General features: G+C 64.3%; 25 protein-coding genes and 1 pseudogene. 18 read left to right on the top strand and 8 right to left on the bottom strand.

What is annotated here, in order from left to right:
- Nucleotides 1–20: 20 nt before the first annotated feature.
- The 5 genes from BMY06_RS35750 to BMY06_RS35730 form a co-directional block, all read right to left on the bottom strand.
- The gene (locus BMY06_RS35750; RefSeq protein WP_074987570.1) at nucleotides 21–263 is read right to left on the bottom strand and encodes an FmdB family zinc ribbon protein; all 243 of its coding nucleotides are present in this window, start codon (nucleotides 261–263) and stop codon (nucleotides 21–23) included.
- Nucleotides 264–277: 14 nt separating this feature from the next.
- A complete protein-coding gene (locus BMY06_RS35745) occupies nucleotides 278–712 on the bottom strand; it encodes an ArsC/Spx/MgsR family protein (RefSeq protein ID WP_074987569.1) in 435 nt (144 codons plus the stop codon).
- Between the two features lie 74 nt (nucleotides 713–786).
- Nucleotides 787–1,410, bottom strand: coding sequence for an ankyrin repeat domain-containing protein (locus BMY06_RS35740; protein WP_074987568.1), 624 nt, complete (start codon nucleotides 1,408–1,410; stop codon nucleotides 787–789).
- A gap of 90 nt (nucleotides 1,411–1,500) precedes the next feature.
- Nucleotides 1,501–2,109: a hypothetical protein gene (locus BMY06_RS35735; protein ID WP_074987567.1), complete on the bottom strand. Its 609-nt coding sequence runs from the start codon at nucleotides 2,107–2,109 to the stop codon at nucleotides 1,501–1,503.
- Between the two features lie 82 nt (nucleotides 2,110–2,191).
- Nucleotides 2,192–2,611 (bottom strand): group II truncated hemoglobin, encoded by a 420-nt coding sequence (locus BMY06_RS35730; RefSeq protein ID WP_074987566.1) that lies wholly within the window; start codon nucleotides 2,609–2,611, stop codon nucleotides 2,192–2,194.
- Nucleotides 2,612–3,009: 398 nt separating this feature from the next.
- Here BMY06_RS35730 and nifH point away from each other — a divergent pair, with 398 nt between their 5' ends.
- From nifH to BMY06_RS35640, 18 genes are all read left to right on the top strand, one after another.
- Complete coding sequence (gene nifH, locus BMY06_RS35725) at nucleotides 3,010–3,891, top strand: nitrogenase iron protein (RefSeq protein ID WP_074987565.1); 882 nt, start codon at nucleotides 3,010–3,012, stop codon at nucleotides 3,889–3,891.
- Between the two features lie 105 nt (nucleotides 3,892–3,996).
- Entirely contained in the window at nucleotides 3,997–5,460 is a 1,464-nt protein-coding gene (gene nifD, locus BMY06_RS35720) for a nitrogenase molybdenum-iron protein alpha chain (RefSeq protein WP_074987564.1), read from the top strand.
- Between the two features lie 85 nt (nucleotides 5,461–5,545).
- Entirely contained in the window at nucleotides 5,546–7,105 is a 1,560-nt protein-coding gene (nifK, locus tag BMY06_RS35715; protein ID WP_074987563.1) for a nitrogenase molybdenum-iron protein subunit beta, read from the top strand.
- Between the two features lie 13 nt (nucleotides 7,106–7,118).
- Nucleotides 7,119–7,439 carry a hypothetical protein gene (locus tag BMY06_RS35710; RefSeq protein ID WP_074987562.1) on the top strand — a complete coding sequence of 107 codons (321 nt, stop codon included), beginning with the start codon at nucleotides 7,119–7,121 and terminating at the stop codon, nucleotides 7,437–7,439.
- Nucleotides 7,440–7,481: 42 nt separating this feature from the next.
- Nucleotides 7,482–7,961: a hypothetical protein gene (locus BMY06_RS35705; protein ID WP_074987561.1), complete on the top strand. Its 480-nt coding sequence runs from the start codon at nucleotides 7,482–7,484 to the stop codon at nucleotides 7,959–7,961.
- 221 nt (nucleotides 7,962–8,182) lie between these two features.
- Entirely contained in the window at nucleotides 8,183–9,700 is a 1,518-nt protein-coding gene (nifE, locus tag BMY06_RS35700) for a nitrogenase iron-molybdenum cofactor biosynthesis protein NifE (RefSeq protein WP_074987560.1), read from the top strand.
- A 21-nt stretch (nucleotides 9,701–9,721) separates the two neighbouring features.
- A complete protein-coding gene (gene nifN, locus BMY06_RS35695; protein WP_074987559.1) occupies nucleotides 9,722–11,137 on the top strand; it encodes a nitrogenase iron-molybdenum cofactor biosynthesis protein NifN in 1,416 nt (471 codons plus the stop codon).
- Nucleotides 11,134–11,550 (top strand): nitrogen fixation protein NifX, encoded by a 417-nt coding sequence (nifX, locus tag BMY06_RS35690; protein ID WP_074987558.1) that lies wholly within the window; start codon nucleotides 11,134–11,136, stop codon nucleotides 11,548–11,550. The genes nifN and nifX overlap by 4 nt, the downstream gene beginning before the upstream one ends.
- The gene (locus BMY06_RS35685) at nucleotides 11,543–12,037 is read left to right on the top strand and encodes a NifX-associated nitrogen fixation protein (RefSeq protein WP_074987557.1); all 495 of its coding nucleotides are present in this window, start codon (nucleotides 11,543–11,545) and stop codon (nucleotides 12,035–12,037) included. Before nifX ends, BMY06_RS35685 begins: the two co-directional genes overlap by 8 nt.
- Before the next feature lie 13 nt (nucleotides 12,038–12,050).
- Complete coding sequence (locus BMY06_RS35680) at nucleotides 12,051–12,248, top strand: CCE_0567 family metalloprotein (protein ID WP_074987556.1); 198 nt, start codon at nucleotides 12,051–12,053, stop codon at nucleotides 12,246–12,248.
- 18 nt (nucleotides 12,249–12,266) lie between these two features.
- Entirely contained in the window at nucleotides 12,267–12,569 is a 303-nt protein-coding gene (fdxB, locus tag BMY06_RS35675; protein WP_074987555.1) for a ferredoxin III, nif-specific, read from the top strand.
- A gap of 16 nt (nucleotides 12,570–12,585) precedes the next feature.
- Nucleotides 12,586–13,158: a nitrogen fixation protein NifQ gene (locus BMY06_RS35670; protein ID WP_074987554.1), complete on the top strand. Its 573-nt coding sequence runs from the start codon at nucleotides 12,586–12,588 to the stop codon at nucleotides 13,156–13,158.
- A 286-nt stretch (nucleotides 13,159–13,444) separates the two neighbouring features.
- A complete protein-coding gene (locus tag BMY06_RS35665; RefSeq protein ID WP_313903853.1) occupies nucleotides 13,445–13,897 on the top strand; it encodes a globin family protein in 453 nt (150 codons plus the stop codon).
- A gap of 14 nt (nucleotides 13,898–13,911) precedes the next feature.
- Nucleotides 13,912–14,904: an LLM class flavin-dependent oxidoreductase gene (locus BMY06_RS35660; protein ID WP_074987602.1), complete on the top strand. Its 993-nt coding sequence runs from the start codon at nucleotides 13,912–13,914 to the stop codon at nucleotides 14,902–14,904.
- 97 nt (nucleotides 14,905–15,001) lie between these two features.
- A complete protein-coding gene (modB, locus tag BMY06_RS35655; RefSeq protein ID WP_074987553.1) occupies nucleotides 15,002–15,676 on the top strand; it encodes a molybdate ABC transporter permease subunit in 675 nt (224 codons plus the stop codon).
- Between the two features lie 82 nt (nucleotides 15,677–15,758).
- Nucleotides 15,759–16,451 (top strand): molybdate ABC transporter substrate-binding protein, encoded by a 693-nt coding sequence (gene modA / locus BMY06_RS35650; protein ID WP_244144460.1) that lies wholly within the window; start codon nucleotides 15,759–15,761, stop codon nucleotides 16,449–16,451.
- A gap of 12 nt (nucleotides 16,452–16,463) precedes the next feature.
- Nucleotides 16,464–17,240, top strand: a complete 777-nt coding sequence (locus BMY06_RS35645; protein WP_074987551.1) for an ABC transporter ATP-binding protein — start codon at nucleotides 16,464–16,466, stop codon at nucleotides 17,238–17,240.
- Nucleotides 17,241–17,301: 61 nt separating this feature from the next.
- Nucleotides 17,302–17,733, top strand: a complete 432-nt coding sequence (locus tag BMY06_RS35640; protein WP_074987550.1) for a TOBE domain-containing protein — start codon at nucleotides 17,302–17,304, stop codon at nucleotides 17,731–17,733.
- Between the two features lie 42 nt (nucleotides 17,734–17,775).
- Here the strand turns inward: BMY06_RS35640 and cowN are convergent, their stop codons facing one another.
- From cowN to BMY06_RS40380, 3 genes and pseudogenes are all read right to left on the bottom strand, one after another.
- The gene (gene cowN / locus BMY06_RS35635; RefSeq protein ID WP_074987549.1) at nucleotides 17,776–18,060 is read right to left on the bottom strand and encodes a N(2)-fixation sustaining protein CowN; all 285 of its coding nucleotides are present in this window, start codon (nucleotides 18,058–18,060) and stop codon (nucleotides 17,776–17,778) included.
- 33 nt (nucleotides 18,061–18,093) lie between these two features.
- The gene (locus tag BMY06_RS35630) at nucleotides 18,094–18,828 is read right to left on the bottom strand and encodes a Crp/Fnr family transcriptional regulator (protein WP_161495521.1); all 735 of its coding nucleotides are present in this window, start codon (nucleotides 18,826–18,828) and stop codon (nucleotides 18,094–18,096) included.
- Nucleotides 18,829–19,114: 286 nt separating this feature from the next.
- Nucleotides 19,115–20,064, bottom strand: a pseudogene (locus BMY06_RS40380) (ATP-binding protein); the annotation flags it as partial.
- Nucleotides 20,065–20,082: the final 18 nt, after the last annotated feature.

The following is a 20,082-nucleotide window of genomic DNA, read 5'->3' as shown; positions in this document are numbered from 1 at the left end:
GGTTTGCGCACGGCGGTCATTCAGCTTTGGCCCAGCAGCTTCTTTCGCTCGGCCACCGAGTAGTGGCTCAGATGCCCCTCGCGCGCGGCCTGGCGGCGCGCCGAAGCGATGATCGCCTTGCTGCGGCCCGGCGGCGCAGGCGCACTGACCTGCTTGTCGAGCAGTGAACCGCCGCAATGGGGGCAGCGCGGCGGCGTCCCGGTGCGCACCAGCGCTTCGAAGTGCAGGCGGCAATTTCGGCATTGATAGTCGTAAAGCGGCATCGCGGGATTCCTGTTCAATGAGGGGCGGTGGCACAGTCGCCCATCGCGGCGGCGCAGCCTTCGAACGATCGCGGTGGGTGGCTGAGGCCTTCGGGCAGTCCGAGTCCGACCCACGCGTGAACGCGCGCCGTATCGAAGCCCACCATGCGGGTGTCGCCCGCTTCCATCAGCGGCCGGCGAATCAGCAGCGGTTGGGCGAGCAGCAGGGCGAGCGCGCTCCCGGCGTCCAGCGATTCGGGAACGATACGCCCTGACTTGATGTCCGGCGCGGCGCGGTTGAACCACTCGTGCACCGGCAGCGGTTCGAGAAACGCGAACAGCGTTCTCGGCGTCCAGCGCCAGCGCAGCAGATTGCGCACCTCCAGCGTATGGCCCGCGGCGGCGAGCAGCGCTCTCTGTTTTGCGTTGCCGCCGCATCCGGGTTTTTCGTAAAACGTAATGTGTGTCATGGCGTGAACTCCTCGCGTCAAGTCCTGGTGTGGGTGCCGCGGTCGAACGCATCCGGGCGTGGTCCGCCTGTGCGTCACGCGGCCTTGTCGGTGAAGGCGTCGGCGGCGATCGCGGCACGCCCGGCTTCGATGCCTTGCGCGCCAGGTTTCGCGTCGCCGAGCCGGCGTGCCGTTCGCAGCAATTCGAAGCCGCGATCGGCGGCCATGTCGAGTGCGTCGCGCCCGTCCGGTGCATACAAGCCTTCGCTCGCGCCAAGCGACAACAGCAGATGCATGACCTCGACCCGCCCGCTGGCGGCCGCCTGCATCAGGCATGTGATGTCATGGTCGTTAGCGTGATCGATTTCGATACCGGCCTCGATCAGCCGCAGGATCGGCGCGGGCGCGCCGGCAAGGCACGCGTACCAGAGCGCGTGGTTGCCTTCGTCGTCGAGCGCGCCGAAGCGCGCGCCCGCGTCGAGCAGCGCGTCAACCAGCGAGTCCTCGCCATGCAGCGCTGCCAGCATCAATGGCGTGACGCCGCCGATGCCGCGCGAGTGGACGTCGGGGAATTCGTGACCCGATAGCCATGCCGCAAGCGCGGCGCTTGCGCTCTGTCGCGGGTGTGCATCGGCGGGCGGCGAAGCCCGGCAGCTTGCGCTTTCGCGCGTGACAGGCGTGACGCGCGTGACGTGGACGGTCTCGGCATGCAGGGACATGATCGCGCTCCAGCTCGGAGAAGATGTATTGTGGGGCGGCCGAAGGCGTGGCGACGACAACAGCGCCCCGGCCTGCGGCTCGATCGGCATTCAAACAGGCCGGTTTTCGTTGGTGTTGCGTACCGGTCCCATCAGTTCGAGTCCTTCCGCGTAGGTGATCGTGTCGAAGGTCACGTCGAACTTCATGGCCGTGTCGGCCACTGCGTCGAGCTTGCCAGCCGTGTCCTTCTTTTTCAGATCGTTTTTCTCCAGGTAGAGCAGTTCGAGCAGCTCGTTGTAGACCGTCGATTCGAGGATCGGCAGCACATAGAACATCGCGCCCCTGTACGGCACCTGATAACGCCTGGTGAGATCGATGTTGTCGCAGAACAGGAAGTATTTGCCGCCTGCCGACAGGGTGTCGCCGAGTACTTCCGCCACGTCCTTCAGCGATTCGAAACTCAATAGCCAGCCCGCGAAGAACGGCAGATGCCGTTCGCCCGCGAGCGCGACGGCCATTACCTGCTCGCAGGAAAGCTCGGGCGGGCGCGCCTCGTCGGCGAGCTTCGGCGCGAAGCGCAGCGCGAGCTCGCCACGAAAGCCAACCCGGCCGAACGTGTTCGTGAGTCCCTTGAAGACCGGGTTGAGCAGACGGCCTTCGTGTTCGAGGCGGGCGAGGGCGGTGTCCTCGAGTTCCTTGCGGATAAGCGTGTCGGTCATGACGGATTCCTTGGATTCTTGAGATCGGAAACGGCGGCTTCGCAGGACGCCGGTGGGTACTTCGTCGGAACAGCATGGCAGCTCATCTGCCGTTGTTGCGCATCCAGTCCGCAGTCCTGAAGAATGCCTGCATCAGCGTGTCGCGCATGGCCGGGTCGATGCCGGTCTCGTCGAGCGCAGCGTGCATACAGGCGAGCCACGCGTCGCGCTCGGCGGCGCCGATCGCGAACGCCGCATGGCGCATGCGTAGCCGCGGATGGCCCCGTTCGGCCGAATAGTGTTTCGGGCCGCCGAGCCATTCGCACAGGTATCGCACGAGCACGGCCTTGACCGGCGCAAGGTCGGGGCCGTGCATGGCGCGGATCTCGCGCGCCTCGGGCCGCGTGTCCATCTGCCGGTAGAACGCATCGACGATGCGCGTGACGGCGGGCTCTGCGCCGATGGACTCGAAATGCGTCGTGGCGGGGCGCACGTCGACAACAGGAATGGTGGGCGGGTTCATGGCGGCACTTCAGTGCAACAACCGTACCAGCGGCAAAACGCCCGGATACGGCGGTCATGCGCGTGCGCACGGGGGTTGCGTCGGTGTTGTTTGCGACGAAACGCGCACGGTTTGTCGGGAAGCCGACACCGCGTGCGGCCGCCGCCGCGACCTGGCGGAAAGCGCCGCAGGCCAGCTTTTACCGGGGATTCCGAAGTTTCGCGCCGACATGGCACGGAAGCTGCACTAGACCGGTCCGCGCGGACACTCCGGCCGATGCGTGAGTCGACAGAAGAAGACCCATACAGACACGGCAGGCTCAGGACATGGTCGCGGCATTGCAGCCCTGATTCGCAACTGATTCGCAACCTTGATTCGCAACCCTGGTTTCAACCCTTTTCCTGAACTGGAGAACGTTAATGTCTCAACTTCGGCAAATTGCCTTTTACGGTAAAGGCGGCATCGGCAAGTCCACGACGTCGCAGAACACGCTGGCCGCGCTCACCGAACTCGGGCAGAAGATCCTGATTGTCGGCTGCGACCCGAAGGCCGACTCGACGCGCCTGATCCTGCACGCCAAGGCGCAGGACACGATCCTCTCGCTCGCGGCGGAAGCCGGCTCGGTCGAGGACCTCGAACTCGATGACGTGATGAAAATCGGCTACAAGGACATCCGCTGCGTCGAATCGGGCGGACCTGAGCCGGGCGTCGGCTGCGCGGGACGCGGCGTCATCACGTCCATCAACTTCCTCGAAGAAAACGGTGCGTACGAAGGCGTCGACTACGTCTCGTACGACGTGCTCGGCGACGTGGTGTGCGGCGGCTTCGCGATGCCGATTCGCGAAAACAAGGCGCAGGAAATCTACATCGTGATGTCGGGCGAGATGATGGCGATGTACGCGGCCAACAACATCTCGAAGGGCATTCTCAAGTACGCGAACAGCGGCGGCGTGCGCCTCGGCGGCCTCGTCTGCAACGAGCGGCAGACCGACAAGGAACTGGAGCTTGCCGAAGCGCTGGCCGGCATGCTCGGTTCGCGGCTGATCCACTTCGTGCCGCGCGACAACATCGTGCAGCACGCGGAACTGCGCCGCATGACGGTGATCGAGTTCGCGCCCGAATCGAACCAGGCGAACGAGTATCGCCAGCTCGCGAAAAAAGTGCACAACAACGCGGGCAACGGCACGATCCCCACGCCGATCACGATGGACCAGCTCGAAGACCTGCTGATGGAGCACGGCATCATGAAATCCATCGACGAAACGCAGGTCGGCAAGACGGCTGCCGAACTGTCCGCCTGAACCCGCGCTGAGCCGCACGCCCGCGCGTATCGTGGGCATCGCCTGTATCCGGCGATGCGCGCGGGCTGGCCCAGCGATGCACAATCCTCACGTATGGAGCATTCCATGACCGCCACGGTTGAAGAGCGCAAGGCCGCGAACAAGGCCCTGATCGATGAAGTGCTGAAGGCCTATCCCGAGAAAATGGCCAAGCGGCGCGCCAAGCATTTGGGCACCTTCGAGGACGGCAAGCCCGACTGTGGCGTGAAGTCCAATATCAAGTCGCTGCCCGGCGTGATGACGATCCGCGGCTGCGCGTATGCCGGCTCGAAGGGCGTCGTCTGGGGGCCGATCAAGGACATGATTCACATCAGTCACGGCCCGGTCGGCTGCGGCCAGTATTCGTGGGCTGCACGACGCAATTACTACATCGGCACCACGGGCATCGACACCTTCGTCACGATGCAGTTCACGTCGGACTTCCAGGAAAAGGACATCGTGTTCGGCGGCGACAAGAAGCTCGACAAGATCATCGACGAGATTCAGTCGCTCTTTCCGCTGAACAAGGGCATCTCGATCCAGAGCGAGTGTCCGATCGGCCTGATCGGCGACGACATCGAGGCCGTGTCGAAGAAGAAGAGTCAGCAATACGAAGGGCATACGATTGTGCCCGTGCGCTGCGAGGGCTTTCGCGGCGTGAGCCAGTCGCTCGGCCACCACCTCGCGAACGACGCGATCCGCGACTGGGTGTTCGACAAGACGGAAACAGGCAAGCGCCCTGAGCTTGCCTCGACGCCGTACGACGTTGCAATCATCGGCGACTACAACATCGGCGGCGACGCGTGGTCGAGCCGCATCCTGCTCGAGGAAATCGGCCTGCGCGTGATCGCGCAATGGTCCGGCGACGGTTCGATCGCCGAGCTGGAGAACACGCCGAAGGCGAAGCTGAACGTGCTGCATTGCTACCGGTCGATGAACTACATCAGCCGGCACATGGAAGAAAAGTACGGGATTCCGTGGGTCGAATACAACTTCTTCGGCCCCACGATGATCGAGAAGAGCCTGCGGGAAATCGCGAGCCACTTCGACGACACGATCAAGGCCAATGCCGAACGGGTCATCGCGAAGTATCGCCCGCTGATGGACGCGGTGATCGCGAAGTACAAGCCGCGTCTCGCGGGCAAGAAGGTGATGCTGTTCGTCGGCGGCTTGCGTCCTCGCCACGTGATCGGCGCGTACGACGATCTCGGCATGGACGTGGTCGGCACCGGCTACGAATTCGGTCACAACGACGACTATCAGCGCACGACGCATTACGTGAAGGACGGCACGCTGATCTACGACGACGTGACCGGCTACGAATTCGAGAAGTTCGCCGAGCAGGTGCAGCCGGACCTCGTCGGCTCGGGCATCAAGGAAAAGTACGTGTTCCAGAAAATGGGCGTGCCGTTCCGCCAGATGCACAGCTGGGACTATTCCGGCCCGTATCACGGCTACGACGGCTTCGCCATTTTCGCGCGCGACATGGATATGGCGATTTCGAGCCCTGTCTGGAGCCTCACGAAAGCGCCCTGGAAGCGCGCCGCCTGACGAGGCCGACCCCACGCAGCAAGTCCGCGGCGCGCGCGTGAGCGCTGGCCGCGGGCCGTTCAGATTACCGATTCAGGAGCCAGTGATGCCCCAATCCGCCGACAAGATTCTCGATCACGAACTGTTGTTCCGCGAGCCCGAGTATCAGGAGATTTTTCGCACCAAGAAGGAAAACTTCGAATTCAACCATCCCGACGAGGCCGTCAAGCAGATCGTCGAGTGGACCAAGACCGAAGACTACAAAGAGAAGAACTTTGCCCGTGATTCGCTGACCGTGAATCCGGCCAAGGCTTGCCAGCCGCTCGGCGCCGTGTACGTGGCGAACGGTTTTCACAAGACGCTGTCGTTCGTGCATGGCTCGCAAGGCTGCGTCGCGTATTACCGGTCGCACTTTTCGCGGCACTTCAAGGAGCCCACGTCGTGTGTGAGCTCGTCGATGACCGAGGACGCGGCGGTGTTCGGCGGTCTCAACAACATGATCGACGGGCTCGCGAACGCGTACAACCTGTACAAGCCGGAGATGATCGCCGTTTCGACGACGTGCATGGCCGAGGTGATCGGCGACGACCTCGACGCGTTCATCAAGAACAGCAAACAGAAGGGCAGCGTGCCGGAAGACTACGACGTGCCGTTCGCGCATACGCCGGCGTTTGTCGGCAGTCACGTCACCGGCTACGACAACGCGCTGCTCGGCATCCTGAAGCACTTCTGGGACGGCAAGGCGGGCACCACGGCGCCGCTCGTGCGCGTGCCGGACGACAGCGTGAACTTCATCGGCGGTTTCGACGGTTTCGTGGTCGGCAACATGAAGGAGATTCGACGGATTTTCGATCTGTTCGGCGTGACGGTCAACATCATCTGCGATCCGTCCGAAACGTGGAATACGCCGACCGACGGCGAATTCCGCATGTACGAGGGCGGCACGACCAAGGAAGAGGTGGAGCGCGCGCTCAATGCGAAAGCGACGTTCGTGTTCCAGGAGTTCTGCTGCGAGAAGACCAGCAAGTTCATCGCGGAACATGGTCAGGAAGTCGTCGTGCTGAACGCGCCGGTTGGCGTGGCGGGCACCGACCGTTTCCTGATGGAAATCTCGCGCGTGACGGGCAAGCCGATTCCCGCCGAGCTCGAAAAAGAGCGCGGCCAGCTCGTCGACGCGATGGCCGACAGCCAGGCGCACCTGCACGGCAAGCGCTTCGCGCTCTATGGCGATCCCGACCAGATGCTCGGTTACGCGGAGTTCCTGCTCGAACTCGGCGCGGAACCGGCGCACGTGCTCGCGACCAACGGCAACGACACCTGGGCGGCGAAGGTGCGGGCGCTCTTCGATGCATCGCCTTACGGCGCGGGCTGCAAGGTCTATCCGAAGCGCGACCTGTGGCATATGCGCTCGCTGCTCTTCACGGAGCCGGTGGACTTTCTGATCGGCAACACGTACGGCAAGTACCTGGAGCGCGACACGAAGACGCCGCTGATCCGGATGGTGTTCCCGATCTTCGATCGCCATCACTATCACCGCTTTCCGACTTGGGGCTATGAAGGCGCGCTGCGCACGCTCGTGACCTTGCTCGACGAGTTCTTCGAAACGCTCGACGCGAACACGATCGAGGCCGCGAAGACCGACTACAGCTACGACATCATCCGTTGAACGGAGCGCAGCCATGGCAGACCCGGTTTTGGTCAAAGTCACTCGGGACGGCCGCAAGGTCGAGGTGATCGACGGCTGGGTCTGCCTCGCGGGCGTGCGCGAGGCGGATCGTCTGGTGCCGCTCGACGAGCACCCGAACCGGCAGGCGATTGTGCGCAGCGTGCCCGGCGCCACGCACATCGCCGGGCGGCTGCCGCTCACGCACGAGCAGGCCGCCATTGCGCAGGGGACGATGGCGGCGGCCCAGCGTGAGTTCGATGCGAGTCCGTCCGGCATCGCACAGCGCATCCGGCAAGCGGTCTGGGCCAGGACGACCGCCGAAGGTGTCGAGTAGCTGCGTGCGAAGTGGCGTGAACCGTCCAGAGGAGGGCAACGCGTGATTTACGTGCTGGAGATGCCTGATGGCGAACAACCGAGGGCGTGGTTTGCCTACGACGAGGCGGATTTCGTCCGCAAGGTGGCGGCGTCCGACGCGCTCGACGCCGAGGAAATCCATGATGTGTCGACGCCGCGCGAACTGCTCGGATTCGCCGGGCCGACGCCCGATGCCGTTACGCGGGCGCAGTACCCGTCGATCTGCGCAATCGGGGACGCCCACGGCTGGGACACGCCGCTGTATCGCGCCGACTATCTGCTCGGGCGAGGTGTGTGCCAGCCCGAAGTCGTTACGCGGCGTGATGCATCGGAGGCCGCGTTGCAGGCGCGTGGCGACTGCCTCGTCTACTGGAACGATCGCGATGCGATTGGCGCGTTCGAAGGCGCCGATTCACGTCTGGCGGGCGCGTCGCGCTGGCACGCGCGGCGAGCGCTGTACGAGCAACTCGTGGCGCTCGACGTGCTCGCGGACGACAACTGAGCGCATATCGAAGCAGAACAAACCGCCAACATCCGCCTGTCGTGTTTGCAGCGCGGGGCAATGTCGCAATTCATTCAAATCGCCCAAAGTCTGTTCCGATGACGACAACCATCCGGCAAGCGGGCCGCGCAACGAAGCGGTTTGACCGTGCCGCGCGCCGGTTGCTGCCGTGGTACGGAACTTGCCAGTCATCGTGGACCCCACATAGTCAGGAGCCCGTCATGTCACCTTCGCTCAAAGCCAAGATCGCCGAAGTCTTCGACGAACCCGGTTGCGACAAGAACCAGGCAAAAGGCGAGAAGGAGCGCAAGAAGGGCTGCACGAAGCAGCTTTCTCCGGGCGCGGCAGCGGGCGGCTGCGCGTTCGATGGCGCGAAGATCGCGTTGCAGCCGATCGTCGACGTTGCGCACCTCGTGCATGGGCCGATCGCGTGCGAAGGCAACTCGTGGGACAACCGTCATGCGGCCTCGTCGGGCTCGACGCTCTACCGAACCGGCTTCACCACCGACATCAACGAGCTCGACGTTATCTATGGCGGCGAGAAGCGGCTTTTCAAAAGCGTGCGCGAGATCATCGAGAAATACGACCCGCCTGCCGTGTTCGTCTATCAAACCTGCGTGACCGCGCTGATCGGCGACGACATCGAAGCGGTCTGCAAGCGCGCGTCGGAAAAGTTCGGCAAGCCGGTGATTCCCGTGAATGCGCCGGGTTTCGCCGGGCCGAAGAACCTTGGCAACAAGCTCGGCGGCGAGGCGGTGCTCGACTACGTGATCGGCACGCGCGAGCCGGAATACACGACGCCGTACGACATCAACATCATCGGCGAATACAACCTCTCGGGCGAGCTGTGGCAGACGAAGCCGCTGCTCGACGCGCTCGGCATCCGCATCCTGTCGTGCATCTCCGGCGACGGCCGCTACAACGAGATCGCGAGTTCACACCGCGCGAGGGTCAACATGATGGTCTGCTCGAAGTCGATGATCAACATCGCGACGAAGATGCAGCAGCGCTACGGCATTCCGTACTTCGAGGGCTCGTTTTACGGCATCGGCGACATGAGCGACACGCTGCGCCAGATCGCGAAGCTGCTCGTGCAACAGGGCGCGCCCGACGATCTGATCGGCAGAACGGAGCGTCTGATCGAAGCCGAGGAGGCGCGCGCGTGGGCGAGGATCGCGCGCTACCGCGAGCGCCTCGAAGGCAAGCGCGTGCTGCTGATTACCGGTGGCGTGAAGTCGTGGTCGGTCGTCGCCGCGTTGCAGGAGGCGGGGCTCGAGATCGTCGGCACGAGCGTCAAGAAGAGCACGAAGGAGGATAAGGAAAAGATCAAGGAGATCATGGGCGACGACGCGCACATGATCGACGACATGACGCCGCGCGAGATGTACACCATGCTGCGCGACGCGAAGGCCGACATCATGCTCTCGGGCGGGCGCTCGCAGTTCGTTGCGCTGAAAGCGCGCATGCCGTGGCTCGACATCAACCAGGAACGCCATCACCCCTATGGTGGTTATGAGGGCATCGTCGAACTCGTGCACGAGATCGATCGCGCGATTCATAACCCCGTGTGGCAGCAGGTGCGCATTCCGGCGCCGTGGGGCGACGACGGCGAGACGCTCGGCGCGGTGCGGGCGGCGGTTACGCAGGAAGTGCCGCCCGAACAGGCTGAATCTCCCGTACCGCCGTTCGCGGGCGTGCGGGCCTGGGCCATGGCGTTCGAACCGGGCATGCCGGCCTGAGCGCGGCGAGGAGCAGACATCATGGCGCTCGTCGTCGAATCGAAGAAAGCCTGTGCGGTCAACCCGCTGAAAATGAGCCAGCCGCTTGGCGCGAGTTACGCGTTCATGGGGCTCGACGCCTGCATGCCGGTGATGCACGGTTCGCAGGGCTGCACGTCGTTCGGTCTCGTGCTGTTGGTGCGCCACTTCAAGGAGGCGATCCCGCTGCAAACCACGGCGATGAACGAGGTCACGACGATCCTCGGCGGCTACGAGAACATCGAGACGGCGCTGTTGAATATCCGCAAGCGGGCGGCGCCGAAAATCATCGCGATCTGCTCGACCGGGCTCACCGAAACCAAGGGCGACGATGTCGTGGGCTATCTTGCGACGGTGCGCAAGCGCAAGCCCGAACTCGACGACACCGAACTCGTCTACGTGTCCACGCCCGACTACGTCGGCGGCTTCGAGGACGGCTATGCGCATGCGGTCACCGCCATCGTCAAGGCGCTCGTCAAGCCGTTGCCGACCGTTGCCCGGCAGATCACGCTGCTGCCGGGCAGTCATCTGTCGCCAGGCGACATCGACGAGCTACGTGAGATCATCGGCGCATTTGGGCTCGACGCGATCGTGCTGCCGGATCTGTCGGGCTCGCTCGACGGCCATATCGCGCCGGACTGGCGCGGCACCACGCTCGGCGGTACGACGCTCGCGCAGATCCGCGCGGCGGGTGCATCGGCGCTGACGATCGGCGTGGGCGAGCAGGCCCGCGACGGCGCGCAGGCGTTGCGGGAAATCGCCGGCACGCCGTTCGAGATCTTCGAGCGGCTCACCGGCCTCGAACCCAACGACCGGTTCTTGCAGCGCCTCGCGCTGCTCTCGGGGCGTGCCGTGCCTGCAAAGTATCGCCGCCAGCGCAGCCAGTTGCTCGACGCGATGCTCGACGGCCACTTCTACACGGGCGGCATCAAGGTGGCGCTCGGCGCGGAGCCGGACCTGCTGCTCGCGCTCGGCGCGCTGCTGCACGAGATGGGCGCGCAACTGAGCGTCTGCGTCAGTACGACCGCGTCGCCATCGCATGCCCTGTTGCCCGCTGCCGAAGTCGTGCTCGGCGACCTCGAAGACCTGGAGCGCGCCGCGGCCAACTGCGATCTGCTCATCACGCATTCGCACGGCCGGCAGATGGCGGAGCGTCTGGGCAAGCCGCTGATGCGGGTCGGCTTTCCTGTGTTCGACCGCGTCGGCAACGCGCATCGCTGTCAGATCGGCTATCGCGGCACGATGAACCTGATCTTCGAGATCGCCAACCTGATGATCGAGCAGATCGCGCACCACCATTCGGACGACTGGCCGCTGCCGCAGGCCTCGGTCGATCTGGCCGCGCGCGACCCCGCGCGCGAAGTGAAGATTCCGGTCGTCGCGGCCGGTACGGGAATTCACGAGGAGTCCACCCCATGAAAATCGCATTCGCGACCCAGGACAAGGTGCACGTCGATGCGCACTTTGGCTGGGCGAAAAGCATCGTCACGTACGACGTGACCGCCGACGGCCACACGTTCGTCGAGTCGTTCGACTTCGGAGGCAAGCTCGAAGAGGACGGCGACGAGGACAAGCTCGCGCCGAAGCTCGACGCCGTCAAGGACTGCGCGATCCTCTACGTCGCCGCGATCGGCGGCTCGGGCGCGGCGCGCGTGGTCGCGCTGAAGATCCATCCAATCAAGGTGCCGCAGCCGGAGCCGATCGAGGACATTCTGGCGAAGCTGCGCGACGTGTTGAAGGGCACGCCGCCGCCGTGGCTGCGCAAGGCGCTCGCGAAGGAAGGCAGGCCATCATTCGATTTCGAAGAGGACGACGAGGTATCCCATGGCTGAAGCCATTACCGGCAAGGAGGCCGCCGATGCGGCCAGCGAAGAGGCGCTACTCGCGACGCCGTTTGTCCAGCAGCTCGTGAGGCAATTGCGCGCGCAGGATACCCACGGCACCTGGGAAGGCAAGAGCGACCTGAAACTGCTCAAGCCGTACATCCTGACGTCGGAAGAGCGTCGCGCGATTCCGATCATGGGCGACCCGGACCCCGAGACGCTCTGGCATCTGGAACTGTTCTACAACGCGATCGCGGTGGCGATCGAGCGGGAGACCGGCCAGATGGTGTCGCCGATGATGAAGATGAGCCACGAAGGCTTCGGGCGCATGGTGCTGATCGCCGGGCGTCTCGTGGTCGTCAACAAGCAGCTTCGCGACGTGCACCGCTTCGGCTTTGCGTCGCTTGCGAAGCTGGCCGAGGCGGGCGGCAAGTTCCTGAGCGAAGCCGTCGAGATGATCCGGGCCTATCCGGCCATTGCGCAATACGGCGCCTGAGCGGGAGAACACGATGACCGATGCCGACGAACTCAAGGCGCGCCTGAAAAAGCTCAACGCGCAGGCGACGCAGGCGAAGATGGATCTTCACGACCTGTCCGAGGAACTGCCGACGAACTGGGAGCAGATTCTCACGGTCGCACAGCGCTGTCACGACGCGCACGCCGCGCTGATGGACGCGCGTAAAGCCGCAGCCGCGGCTTCGGCGTGAGCCGCGCGGGAGACGGACGTGAGCGATCTCTTTAGCGTGACGCTGCCGAGCGGCGAGACCTGGACGCCGACTTTCGTGTCGACGCTCGACGAAGAAAAATGCATCGGCTGCGGGCGATGCTTCCGGGTATGCCCGCGCGGCGTGCTCGAACTGGTGGGGCTCGACGAGGACGGCGACCACATCGCCCTCGACGACGACGAGGACGACGAGTACGAGAAGAAAGTCATGACCATCGCGCACAGGGAGCTGTGTATCGGCTGTACCGCTTGCGCGAAGATCTGCCCGAAGAAGTGCTATATGCACGCGGCGGCGCGGCTTTGAGCAGGCCTCGACGGTCATGGATTTCCACACGTCCTTGATGAACCATGCGGTGAGCGCCGATCACCCGACGGTGCTTGCGCTCGCCGGTGTGCTGTCGTCGGCTTTTGACGAGGACGGCATGCGGGCGCTGCCGATCCGCGGACTGAACGTGGACGAAACCCGCTGGCTGCTCGCGCACTGGTTTCCCGGCGCCGAGGCGTCATTGCCGTTGGCGTGGGACGCATCGAGCGGCGCGTCACCGCCAGGGACGCGGTACGACGAAGTCGAAGACCTCGTGACGCTCTTCAAGGAGCATGCCGACCCTTGCAACGGAACGCCCGAGGAAGTGAACTGCGTGGCCCACGCGCTGGCCTGTGCGTGTCTCGGTGCCAACCATCTCTGGCAGGATCTGCGGCTGCCTTCGCGGCGCGAGCTTTCCGCGTTGCTTCGCGACTGGTTTCCACGGCTAGCGGAAAAAAACGTCAACGACATGAAATGGAAGAAGTTCTTCTATAAGCAGTTGTGCGAGCGCGAGGGGCTGTTCGTCTGCAAGGCGCCGAGCTGTGGCGTGTGCTCGGATTACGGTCATTGTTTCGGGCCGGAGCGCTAGGAGCCTGCGGGCGGTCCAGGCGTGGTCCTTGCTTTGTCACATGGATCGTTATGTACGTCTGTATATAACCAACAAACCGGACAAGGAACCCAACACGCTCATGGATCCGACCTCTGAGGCTCCGCCGCGTGCGCGCTGGACACCGTGCACGCGCGCCTGCTACCGGACATTGCACTGGCCTGTTGTCCAGTCTTCGCGCGAGCGTCCTGCGCGTGGCGAGCAGACGCTGTGTCCGCCGTTACCATCCCCGCCGCATCGCCTGCTTGCCATCTGTGAGGAAGCTGGCTTGCGCGATCTGGTCAGGCAGCACATGCGGCGGCTCAGGACGACGCCGCTGTTCATCAACGCTGGGGATTGCTTCGATTGCGTGACGGAGCGGGTTGCCGACTTTGTCGTCGAGGCTTGCGGCGGACCGCTCTATTACAGCCAGCGTCATGCCCATTTGCAGGCGGGCGCGGGCTTGCCGTTGCTGCTCGACGAGGATGGGCGCGAGTTGTGGTTGGTGCAGTTGTGGCACGCGTTCGACGATGTCAATTTTCCGACCGCGCTGCGCGCCGACTTCTGGGGCTGGGCCGAGCCGCTTTCCGTCTATCTGCTCGCCCCGCGTGCACGCCACGACCGGCTCACCCGCTATGCCTACGACACGGTGCGCAGCTGGTTCTCGACGCCGGTCTTGCAGGACCGCTCGCCACACGGCTGTGTTCCGGCCCGGAACTTGCACGGGCATGACGCTATTTGACGGATCAGACCGAAATGTCGGATTTACTACAACGCTATGGTGTCTTTCTCAACGTCGAGAATCCCGAAGGCGATGCCCGCGACGCGCTCGGACAGACCGTACGAACCGCGATCGCGGCTGAGGAGCTGGGGTTTCACGCAGCATGGGTCGCCGAACATCACTACAGTCCGTTCGCGATCGGCAGCGCATTGACGGTGCTGCTTTCGCACATTGCCGCCTGTACGTCGACGATCCGTCTCGGCACGGGCGCATCGCTGCTCGCACTGAACGACCCGCTGCGCGTTGCGGAGGACATCGCGTCGCTCGATCTGCTGAGCGGCGGGCGCATCGAATTCGGCGTCGCGCGGGGCGGTCCGTTTCCCGAGCAGTACCGGCATGCGGGGATCGCGTCCGCCGATGTCGCGCGTGAGCGCATGCACGAGGCGCTCGCGCTGATCCAGCGATTGTGGAACGAGCCGCAAACGCGCTTCGACGGGCGTTTCTTCCACTACGAAGGTGTCGCGGTGTATCCGCGTCCGCTCCAGCGCCCGGTGCCGGTCTGGCTTGCGAGCCTGGCCGGCGATTCACAGCATCTTGCCGAACAGCACGGCTATGGCCTGATGGCGACGCCGTCGGCCGATTTCAGCGAGATCGCGGAGCAGGTCGCCGCCGAGCGTGCGCGACGCGGCGACTTCCCGTTCGCGATCGCCCGCTTTTTTCATTGCGACGAGGATAGCCGGCATGCGGTCGAGCATGGCGTCGCGGCGGTGCGTGCCTATCCGCGTCTGATGGGCGTGCAGTTCCCGTCCGGCAAGCTGCCGCCGATGTTCGCGCCGGGCGCGCCCGAAGCGGTGATTCTCGCGAACTCGATCATCGGCACGCCAGAGCAATGTGTGGCGCGTGCGAAGGCGCTGCGCGACCGGCTCGGGCCGTACCAGCTCCTGCTCAAGCCCGCGACGCACGATCCGGTCGAGGCGCGGGCGTCTCTCGCGTTGTTTGCGCGCGCGGCTGGTCTAGCCGCCACGTGATCGGCAGCCGCGCGGCAGGGTGCGCCATCGACATGCACATGGCTCACATTTTGCAACGATGGTTCGGTCGCCCGTTTGATAACGTGAATTGTCGAGAATGTCGGATTCCCTACATCGGATGGACTGGTCGCCGTTATGGCTGTCGCTACGCGTGGCGGGCCTCGCCACGGCGCTCGCGCTCGTCGCCGGCATCGCGCTCGGCTGGCTGTTTGCGCGCCGGCGCTTTCCGGGCAGCACCGCACTCGAAGCGGTTTTCATGTTGCCGCTCGTCCTGCCGCCGACCGTGATCGGCTATGGCCTGCTCGTGGCGGCCGGCCGGCGCAGCATCGTGGGCGGATGGCTGTACCGGCAGACCGGCTACAAGATCGTCTTCAACTGGCACGGCGCGGTGCTCGCGTCGGCGCTGGTCGCGCTGCCGCTGGTGTTGAAGTCGGCCAATGCCGCGTTCGCGGGTGTGGACCGTTCGCTTGAGGCCGCGGCGCTGACACTGCGCCAATCGCCCTGGTCGGTGTTCGTGCGCGTGACGCTGCCACTCGCCTGGCCCGGCATTCTCGCGGGCACGCTACTCGCGTTTGCGCGCGCGATGGGTGAGTTCGGCGCGACGCTCATGGTGGCCGGTGACATCCCGCATCAGACACAGACGCTCTCGATGGCCATCTACGACGCCATGCAGGATGGCCGCGACGAAGCCGCATTACTGCTGGTGCTCGTCACTTCCGTGTTGTCCATTGCGATGCTCGTGTTGTCCGGGCGCTTTCTTTCTCTTCGCTGATTTCGTGGAGCATGCCTTGAAACGTTTCCTGTCTGTTCTATTCGCCGCCTTGGTTCTGCTTGTTGCACTGCCGTCCCTTGCGATGGCGCAGCAACTCACCGTTTCCGCCGCCGCCAGTCTGACCGATGCGTTCAAGGAAGTGGGCGCGAAGTTCGAGGCGACGCATCCAGACATCACCGTGCGCTTCAATTTCGCGGCCTCCGGCGTGCTGCTGCAACAGATCCGGCAGGGCGCACCCGTCGACGTATTTGTAAGCGCCGACGAGCAGACCGTCACGCGCGGCGTCGACGCCGGGCTGTTCGACGCCGCCACGCGCCGCGACTTCGCGGCGAACACGCTGGTGCTGATCGTGCCCGCTGTCCAAAGCTCGCCGGTGAAAAGCATGGCGGATCTGGCGAATCCGGCGGTGCAGCGCATCGCCATCGGCAAGACATCGACTGTGCCAGTGGGGGGCTACACGCAACAGGCGCTCGAAAAGGCCGCGCTCTGGGATGCGCTCGCGCCAAAATTCGTGCAGGCCGACAGCGTGCGGCAGGTGCTCGATTACGTGGCGAGGGGTGAGGCCGAGGCTGGCTTCGTGTATCGCACGGACGCGCTGCTGATGTCCGACAAGGTTGCGATTGTCCAGGCCGTCGGCGGCCACGCCCCCGTGACCTATCCGGTCGTCGCGGTCAGCGCGAGTCGCGAACCCGCGCTGGCGAAAACGTTCATCGCCTATCTGTTGAGCCCGCAGGCGCAGGAGATACTGAAACGCTATGGCTTCGCGCACTCGTAGGACCGCAACGACATGATCGATGTCGATCTCGGCGCGACCGTGTCGGATGGGGCGCGGCACTTCGTGCTCGCCACGCGCTTCGTGTCCGACGCGTCAGTGATCGCGCTGTACGGGCCGTCGGGTGGCGGCAAGTCGTTGACCTTGCAGGCGATCGCGGGGTTGCTTTCGCTGCAACGCGGTCATGTGCGCGTCGACGGGCGCGTCCTGTTCGATTCGGCGCGGGGTATCGATCTGGCGCCGCAGCGGCGCGGGATCGGCTACCTGTTCCAGCACTACGCGTTGTTTCCACATCTGAGCGTGCGGGACAACGTGGCGTTCGGGCTGACGAACTGGCGCCGCCGCAGGCTCGCGCGCGAGCAGGTCGCGCTGATCGGCGAATTGCTCGATACGTTCGGGCTGACGGCGCTGGCGGACAGCCGTCCGGCCACCCTGTCGGGCGGGCAGCAGCAACGCGTGGCGATGGCGCGTGCGCTTGCGTGCCAGCCGGATCTGTTGCTGCTCGACGAGCCGTTTGCCGCGCTGAACCCGATGTTGCGCGACGCACTGCGCAAGCAGCTCGCGCGCGTGTTCGCGCGTTGGAAGATTCCGGTTGTGATGATCACGCACGACCTCGACGACGTGCTTGCGCTGGCCGACGTCGCATTCGTTATCGAGCACGGACGCGTGGTGAGGGAAGTGGACGTGCGAAACGGCGAGGCGCGCGAGCTGATGCCGGAGCGTCGGGCGTCGTCGCTCAACGTGCGTGAGCGGCACGTCCGCGACCTGCTCCATATGCCCGTGGATGGATGAAATCCTGGGCGTCTCTACCCGTTCGTTGCCAGCCGTGGCTGGCCTTCTCAGGAGAATCGCAATGAAAACGACCGCACGTAATGTGCTTTCCGGCATCGTCGACGCCGTGACGCCGGGGCCGGTGACGACCCAGGTCCTGGTCGCCGTCCCGGGCGGCCATCAGGTGGCGGCAACCATGACGACCGCAGCGGCGGAGCGTCTGAAACTATCGGCGGGAAACGAAGCGCTCGTGTTGATCAAGTCGTCGGCGGTGGTGCTCGTGCTCGATTTCGCCGGCTACGCCTTGTCGGCGCGTAACCAGTTCTCGGGAACCATCTCCCGCGTGGAGCGGGGTGCGGTTTCGTCGCTGATCGGCCTGACGTTGCCCGGTGGCACGATCCTGACTGCCAGCGTCACCAACGACGCAGTCGATGCACTGGCGCTGATGGTTGGTATGGAGGCGACTGCCGTTTTCAAGGCCTATTCGGTCATGGTGGCGGTCGCCGCGCAATAAGCTGGCGCAGCAGCGGCACGGCGTGCCGCTGCTTGTTAGTCATCAGAAACATTCGTTTTCGATCTGATCGAGCCAGAGCAGCCCCTCCTCGTCGTTGTGCGATTCGAAGAGCTCGCGGATCTGGTTGACGAAGCTCGCCAGCAACAGCAGATCGTCGTGGCGCGGCCCGTTCGTCGCGCGGCGGCGCCCATGAAAGTACGCCCAGAATGGGTCGTCGCTGGATAGCGTGTGTTGTTCGATACGTTCCATCATGCGACGGGTCTGTCCGTCGAAGTCGATGCCCTTGAAGGTTCGATAGCGGTCGGCGGAAGCGGATGAAGTAGACAAGACGGACTCCTGATGATTGGTCGTGTCATCAGTCTAGCCAGGCATTTCGACGTCGTCCGTCGGCTGGCCGACATCTTGCGTGCTTTGTTTCGGCCGAGGCGCTTCGCAGCCGGTGCGGCGCTCGCCGTTCCACGCCTCCAGCCGCGCCAGGTCGGCGATGAAGAACTGGCGCGGCCCGTGTCGCATGATGACGCCTTCGCGATGCATATGATTCAGGGTCGCCGAGACGGTCTGACGTGTCGACCCGAGCAGCAACGCGATTTCGGTGATCGACAGATGGAGTCGCAAGGTCCAGCCGTTCGCGCTGCGCTGGCCGTGACTGCGTGCCGTCGAAACGAGGAAGTGCGCGAGTCGCGCGTGAGCGTCTCGAAACACCAGCGTTTCGACCAGTTCGATCATGCGTCCGAGCAACATGCCGAGCGAGCGGACCACCGTGCCGGTGGCCGCCGGCATCTGGGCCAACAGTTCGGAGAATGCGCGCGCGCTGATCAGCAGCACTTCGGAACTCTCGCTCGCGGTAACCCATGCGGGAGTGTGTGTCGAATAGACGTCGCCGGGTTCGAGAAACGCTAGTGTCAGTTCGCGCTGCTCGTTCATTAGGTGAACCCGGATGCGGCCGCTACGCACGATGAAAATCTGATTGTCGAACTGCGACGGCATGCTGAGCATCTGGCCGCGCCGCAATTTGCGCCGAACGGCTTTCGAGAGCAGCAGCCGTCCTTGCTCGCTGTCGAGCATGCGTGTGAATGGATCGGCGTGAGTGGACATGAGGCATCCTCCGTCGAACTGTCGATACGGCAGCGAGGCGTCGCGAAAGATGGCGTTCGCGCGCACTGGGGTCTCGAATAGGCGAGCGTAAGCGGCGCGCTGCCCGATATACGCCGATAGCATGAGCTAACGCCAATACGAGCCATGCAATAACCGGGCCACCCGCAGAGACTCTTATGGCGGGATCGACGCTACGCCTCTGCGCGCGCGTCAATAGTCGAGTTCGAGCGAGGCCATGAAGATGCGCGGTGTGCCAAGGTAAGCCGTGTTCGCTCCGGGGCTGCCGACGATATTTCCGTCGGGCCCTCACCCCCGGACCGTTGTCGCTCACTTCGAAGCGCAGACGCTCGCCGCCGTCCGATCTAGTGTGTCGTCCTGTGACTTTGACGTAGCCGCCAGGGGGGGCGTGCCGCAGCGCGTTCACGATGAGATTGTCGAGCGCGCGCGCCATCTGGGTCGTGTCGAATACGGGCCGTAGCCCTGCGACCTCGACGTTCAGGTCGATCTGGCGATTTTGCGCATGGGGCTCGTGGGGGACTTTCAAATTGCCCAGCCAGTAGTTCAATCGACCTCGCGAAGCTGAAGCGTAACGGGTTGCGTCAGGGCGAGCAGACTCGTCACCTGGGATTCGATACTTCCCCCCTGCTCGATGATGGTCTTCAAAGCAGCTTCACGTCGCGCGTCGTCACCCGCGAGCGCATTCTCGGCTTTGAGGCGCATGGCGCCAGCGGGATTTCGAATCTCATGCGCAATCTGCGCGGCCATCTTCCCGAGGGCGCTAAAGCGCTCGGCGGGATCGACATATCGGTTGAGCGCCTCAACGATCTGGTCCAGATCGCGTTCACCGAGCCGCGTGATCCGCTTGCCCTGCTCGAACTCGCCGTCTTCCGCGAGGGCCGTTTCGAGACAAGTCAGATTACGCTTCCAGCGCCTGAGTGCGAGGGCGAGCACGAACGCCAGCAAGACGATGAAGATAAGAAAACCGGACAGGATCGTCGCGGCGCGCTCGCCGTACGGCCCGAGTTGCGACCGCGCGCGGGTCAGCGTCCAGGCGAGCAGGTCTCTATGGTGTGGCACGGGACAGGCGACCGCCACCACGGCGTCGGCACCGCTCGACACGTCATCAACCTTTGTTTTACCGGTCGCCGCCGCGGTCTTCAGCGTACGCAGAATGAGTGGCGTCTCGGCTTCGGGGATGTCGCGTTTGACGCCGCTGCCCTCGTAGGTCGGAAACGCGTCACACGCACAGCAAGC

Origin of the sequence: Paraburkholderia tropica, from assembly GCF_900109265.1 — a bacterium.
Taxonomy (GTDB): Bacteria; Pseudomonadota; Gammaproteobacteria; order Burkholderiales; family Burkholderiaceae; genus Paraburkholderia; species Paraburkholderia tropica.
This window is presented reverse-complemented; position numbering and strand designations above follow the sequence as displayed.

Excerpts from the sequence above, each read along its gene's own strand:
- BMY06_RS35750 (WP_074987570.1), bottom strand. The coding sequence starts at position 263 with ATGCCGCTTTACGACTATCAATGCCGAAATTGCCGCCTGCACTTCGAA.
- BMY06_RS35745 (WP_074987569.1), bottom strand. The coding sequence starts at position 712 with ATGACACACATTACGTTTTACGAAAAACCCGGATGCGGCGGCAACGCA.
- BMY06_RS35740 (WP_074987568.1), bottom strand. The coding sequence starts at position 1,410 with ATGTCCCTGCATGCCGAGACCGTCCACGTCACGCGCGTCACGCCTGTC.
- BMY06_RS35735 (WP_074987567.1), bottom strand. The coding sequence starts at position 2,109 with ATGACCGACACGCTTATCCGCAAGGAACTCGAGGACACCGCCCTCGCC.
- BMY06_RS35730 (WP_074987566.1), bottom strand. The coding sequence starts at position 2,611 with ATGAACCCGCCCACCATTCCTGTTGTCGACGTGCGCCCCGCCACGACG.
- nifH (WP_074987565.1), top strand. The coding sequence starts at position 3,010 with ATGTCTCAACTTCGGCAAATTGCCTTTTACGGTAAAGGCGGCATCGGC.
- nifD (WP_074987564.1), top strand. The coding sequence starts at position 3,997 with ATGACCGCCACGGTTGAAGAGCGCAAGGCCGCGAACAAGGCCCTGATC.
- nifK (WP_074987563.1), top strand. The coding sequence starts at position 5,546 with ATGCCCCAATCCGCCGACAAGATTCTCGATCACGAACTGTTGTTCCGC.
- BMY06_RS35710 (WP_074987562.1), top strand. The coding sequence starts at position 7,119 with ATGGCAGACCCGGTTTTGGTCAAAGTCACTCGGGACGGCCGCAAGGTC.
- nifE (WP_074987560.1), top strand. The coding sequence starts at position 8,183 with ATGTCACCTTCGCTCAAAGCCAAGATCGCCGAAGTCTTCGACGAACCC.
- nifN (WP_074987559.1), top strand. The coding sequence starts at position 9,722 with ATGGCGCTCGTCGTCGAATCGAAGAAAGCCTGTGCGGTCAACCCGCTG.
- nifX (WP_074987558.1), top strand. The coding sequence starts at position 11,134 with ATGAAAATCGCATTCGCGACCCAGGACAAGGTGCACGTCGATGCGCAC.
- BMY06_RS35685 (WP_074987557.1), top strand. The coding sequence starts at position 11,543 with ATGGCTGAAGCCATTACCGGCAAGGAGGCCGCCGATGCGGCCAGCGAA.
- BMY06_RS35680 (WP_074987556.1), top strand. The coding sequence starts at position 12,051 with ATGACCGATGCCGACGAACTCAAGGCGCGCCTGAAAAAGCTCAACGCG.
- BMY06_RS35670 (WP_074987554.1), top strand. The coding sequence starts at position 12,586 with ATGGATTTCCACACGTCCTTGATGAACCATGCGGTGAGCGCCGATCAC.
- BMY06_RS35660 (WP_074987602.1), top strand. The coding sequence starts at position 13,912 with ATGTCGGATTTACTACAACGCTATGGTGTCTTTCTCAACGTCGAGAAT.
- modB (WP_074987553.1), top strand. The coding sequence starts at position 15,002 with ATGTCGGATTCCCTACATCGGATGGACTGGTCGCCGTTATGGCTGTCG.
- modA (WP_244144460.1), top strand. The coding sequence starts at position 15,759 with ATGGCGCAGCAACTCACCGTTTCCGCCGCCGCCAGTCTGACCGATGCG.
- BMY06_RS35645 (WP_074987551.1), top strand. The coding sequence starts at position 16,464 with ATGATCGATGTCGATCTCGGCGCGACCGTGTCGGATGGGGCGCGGCAC.
- BMY06_RS35640 (WP_074987550.1), top strand. The coding sequence starts at position 17,302 with ATGAAAACGACCGCACGTAATGTGCTTTCCGGCATCGTCGACGCCGTG.
- BMY06_RS35630 (WP_161495521.1), bottom strand. The coding sequence starts at position 18,828 with ATGTCCACTCACGCCGATCCATTCACACGCATGCTCGACAGCGAGCAA.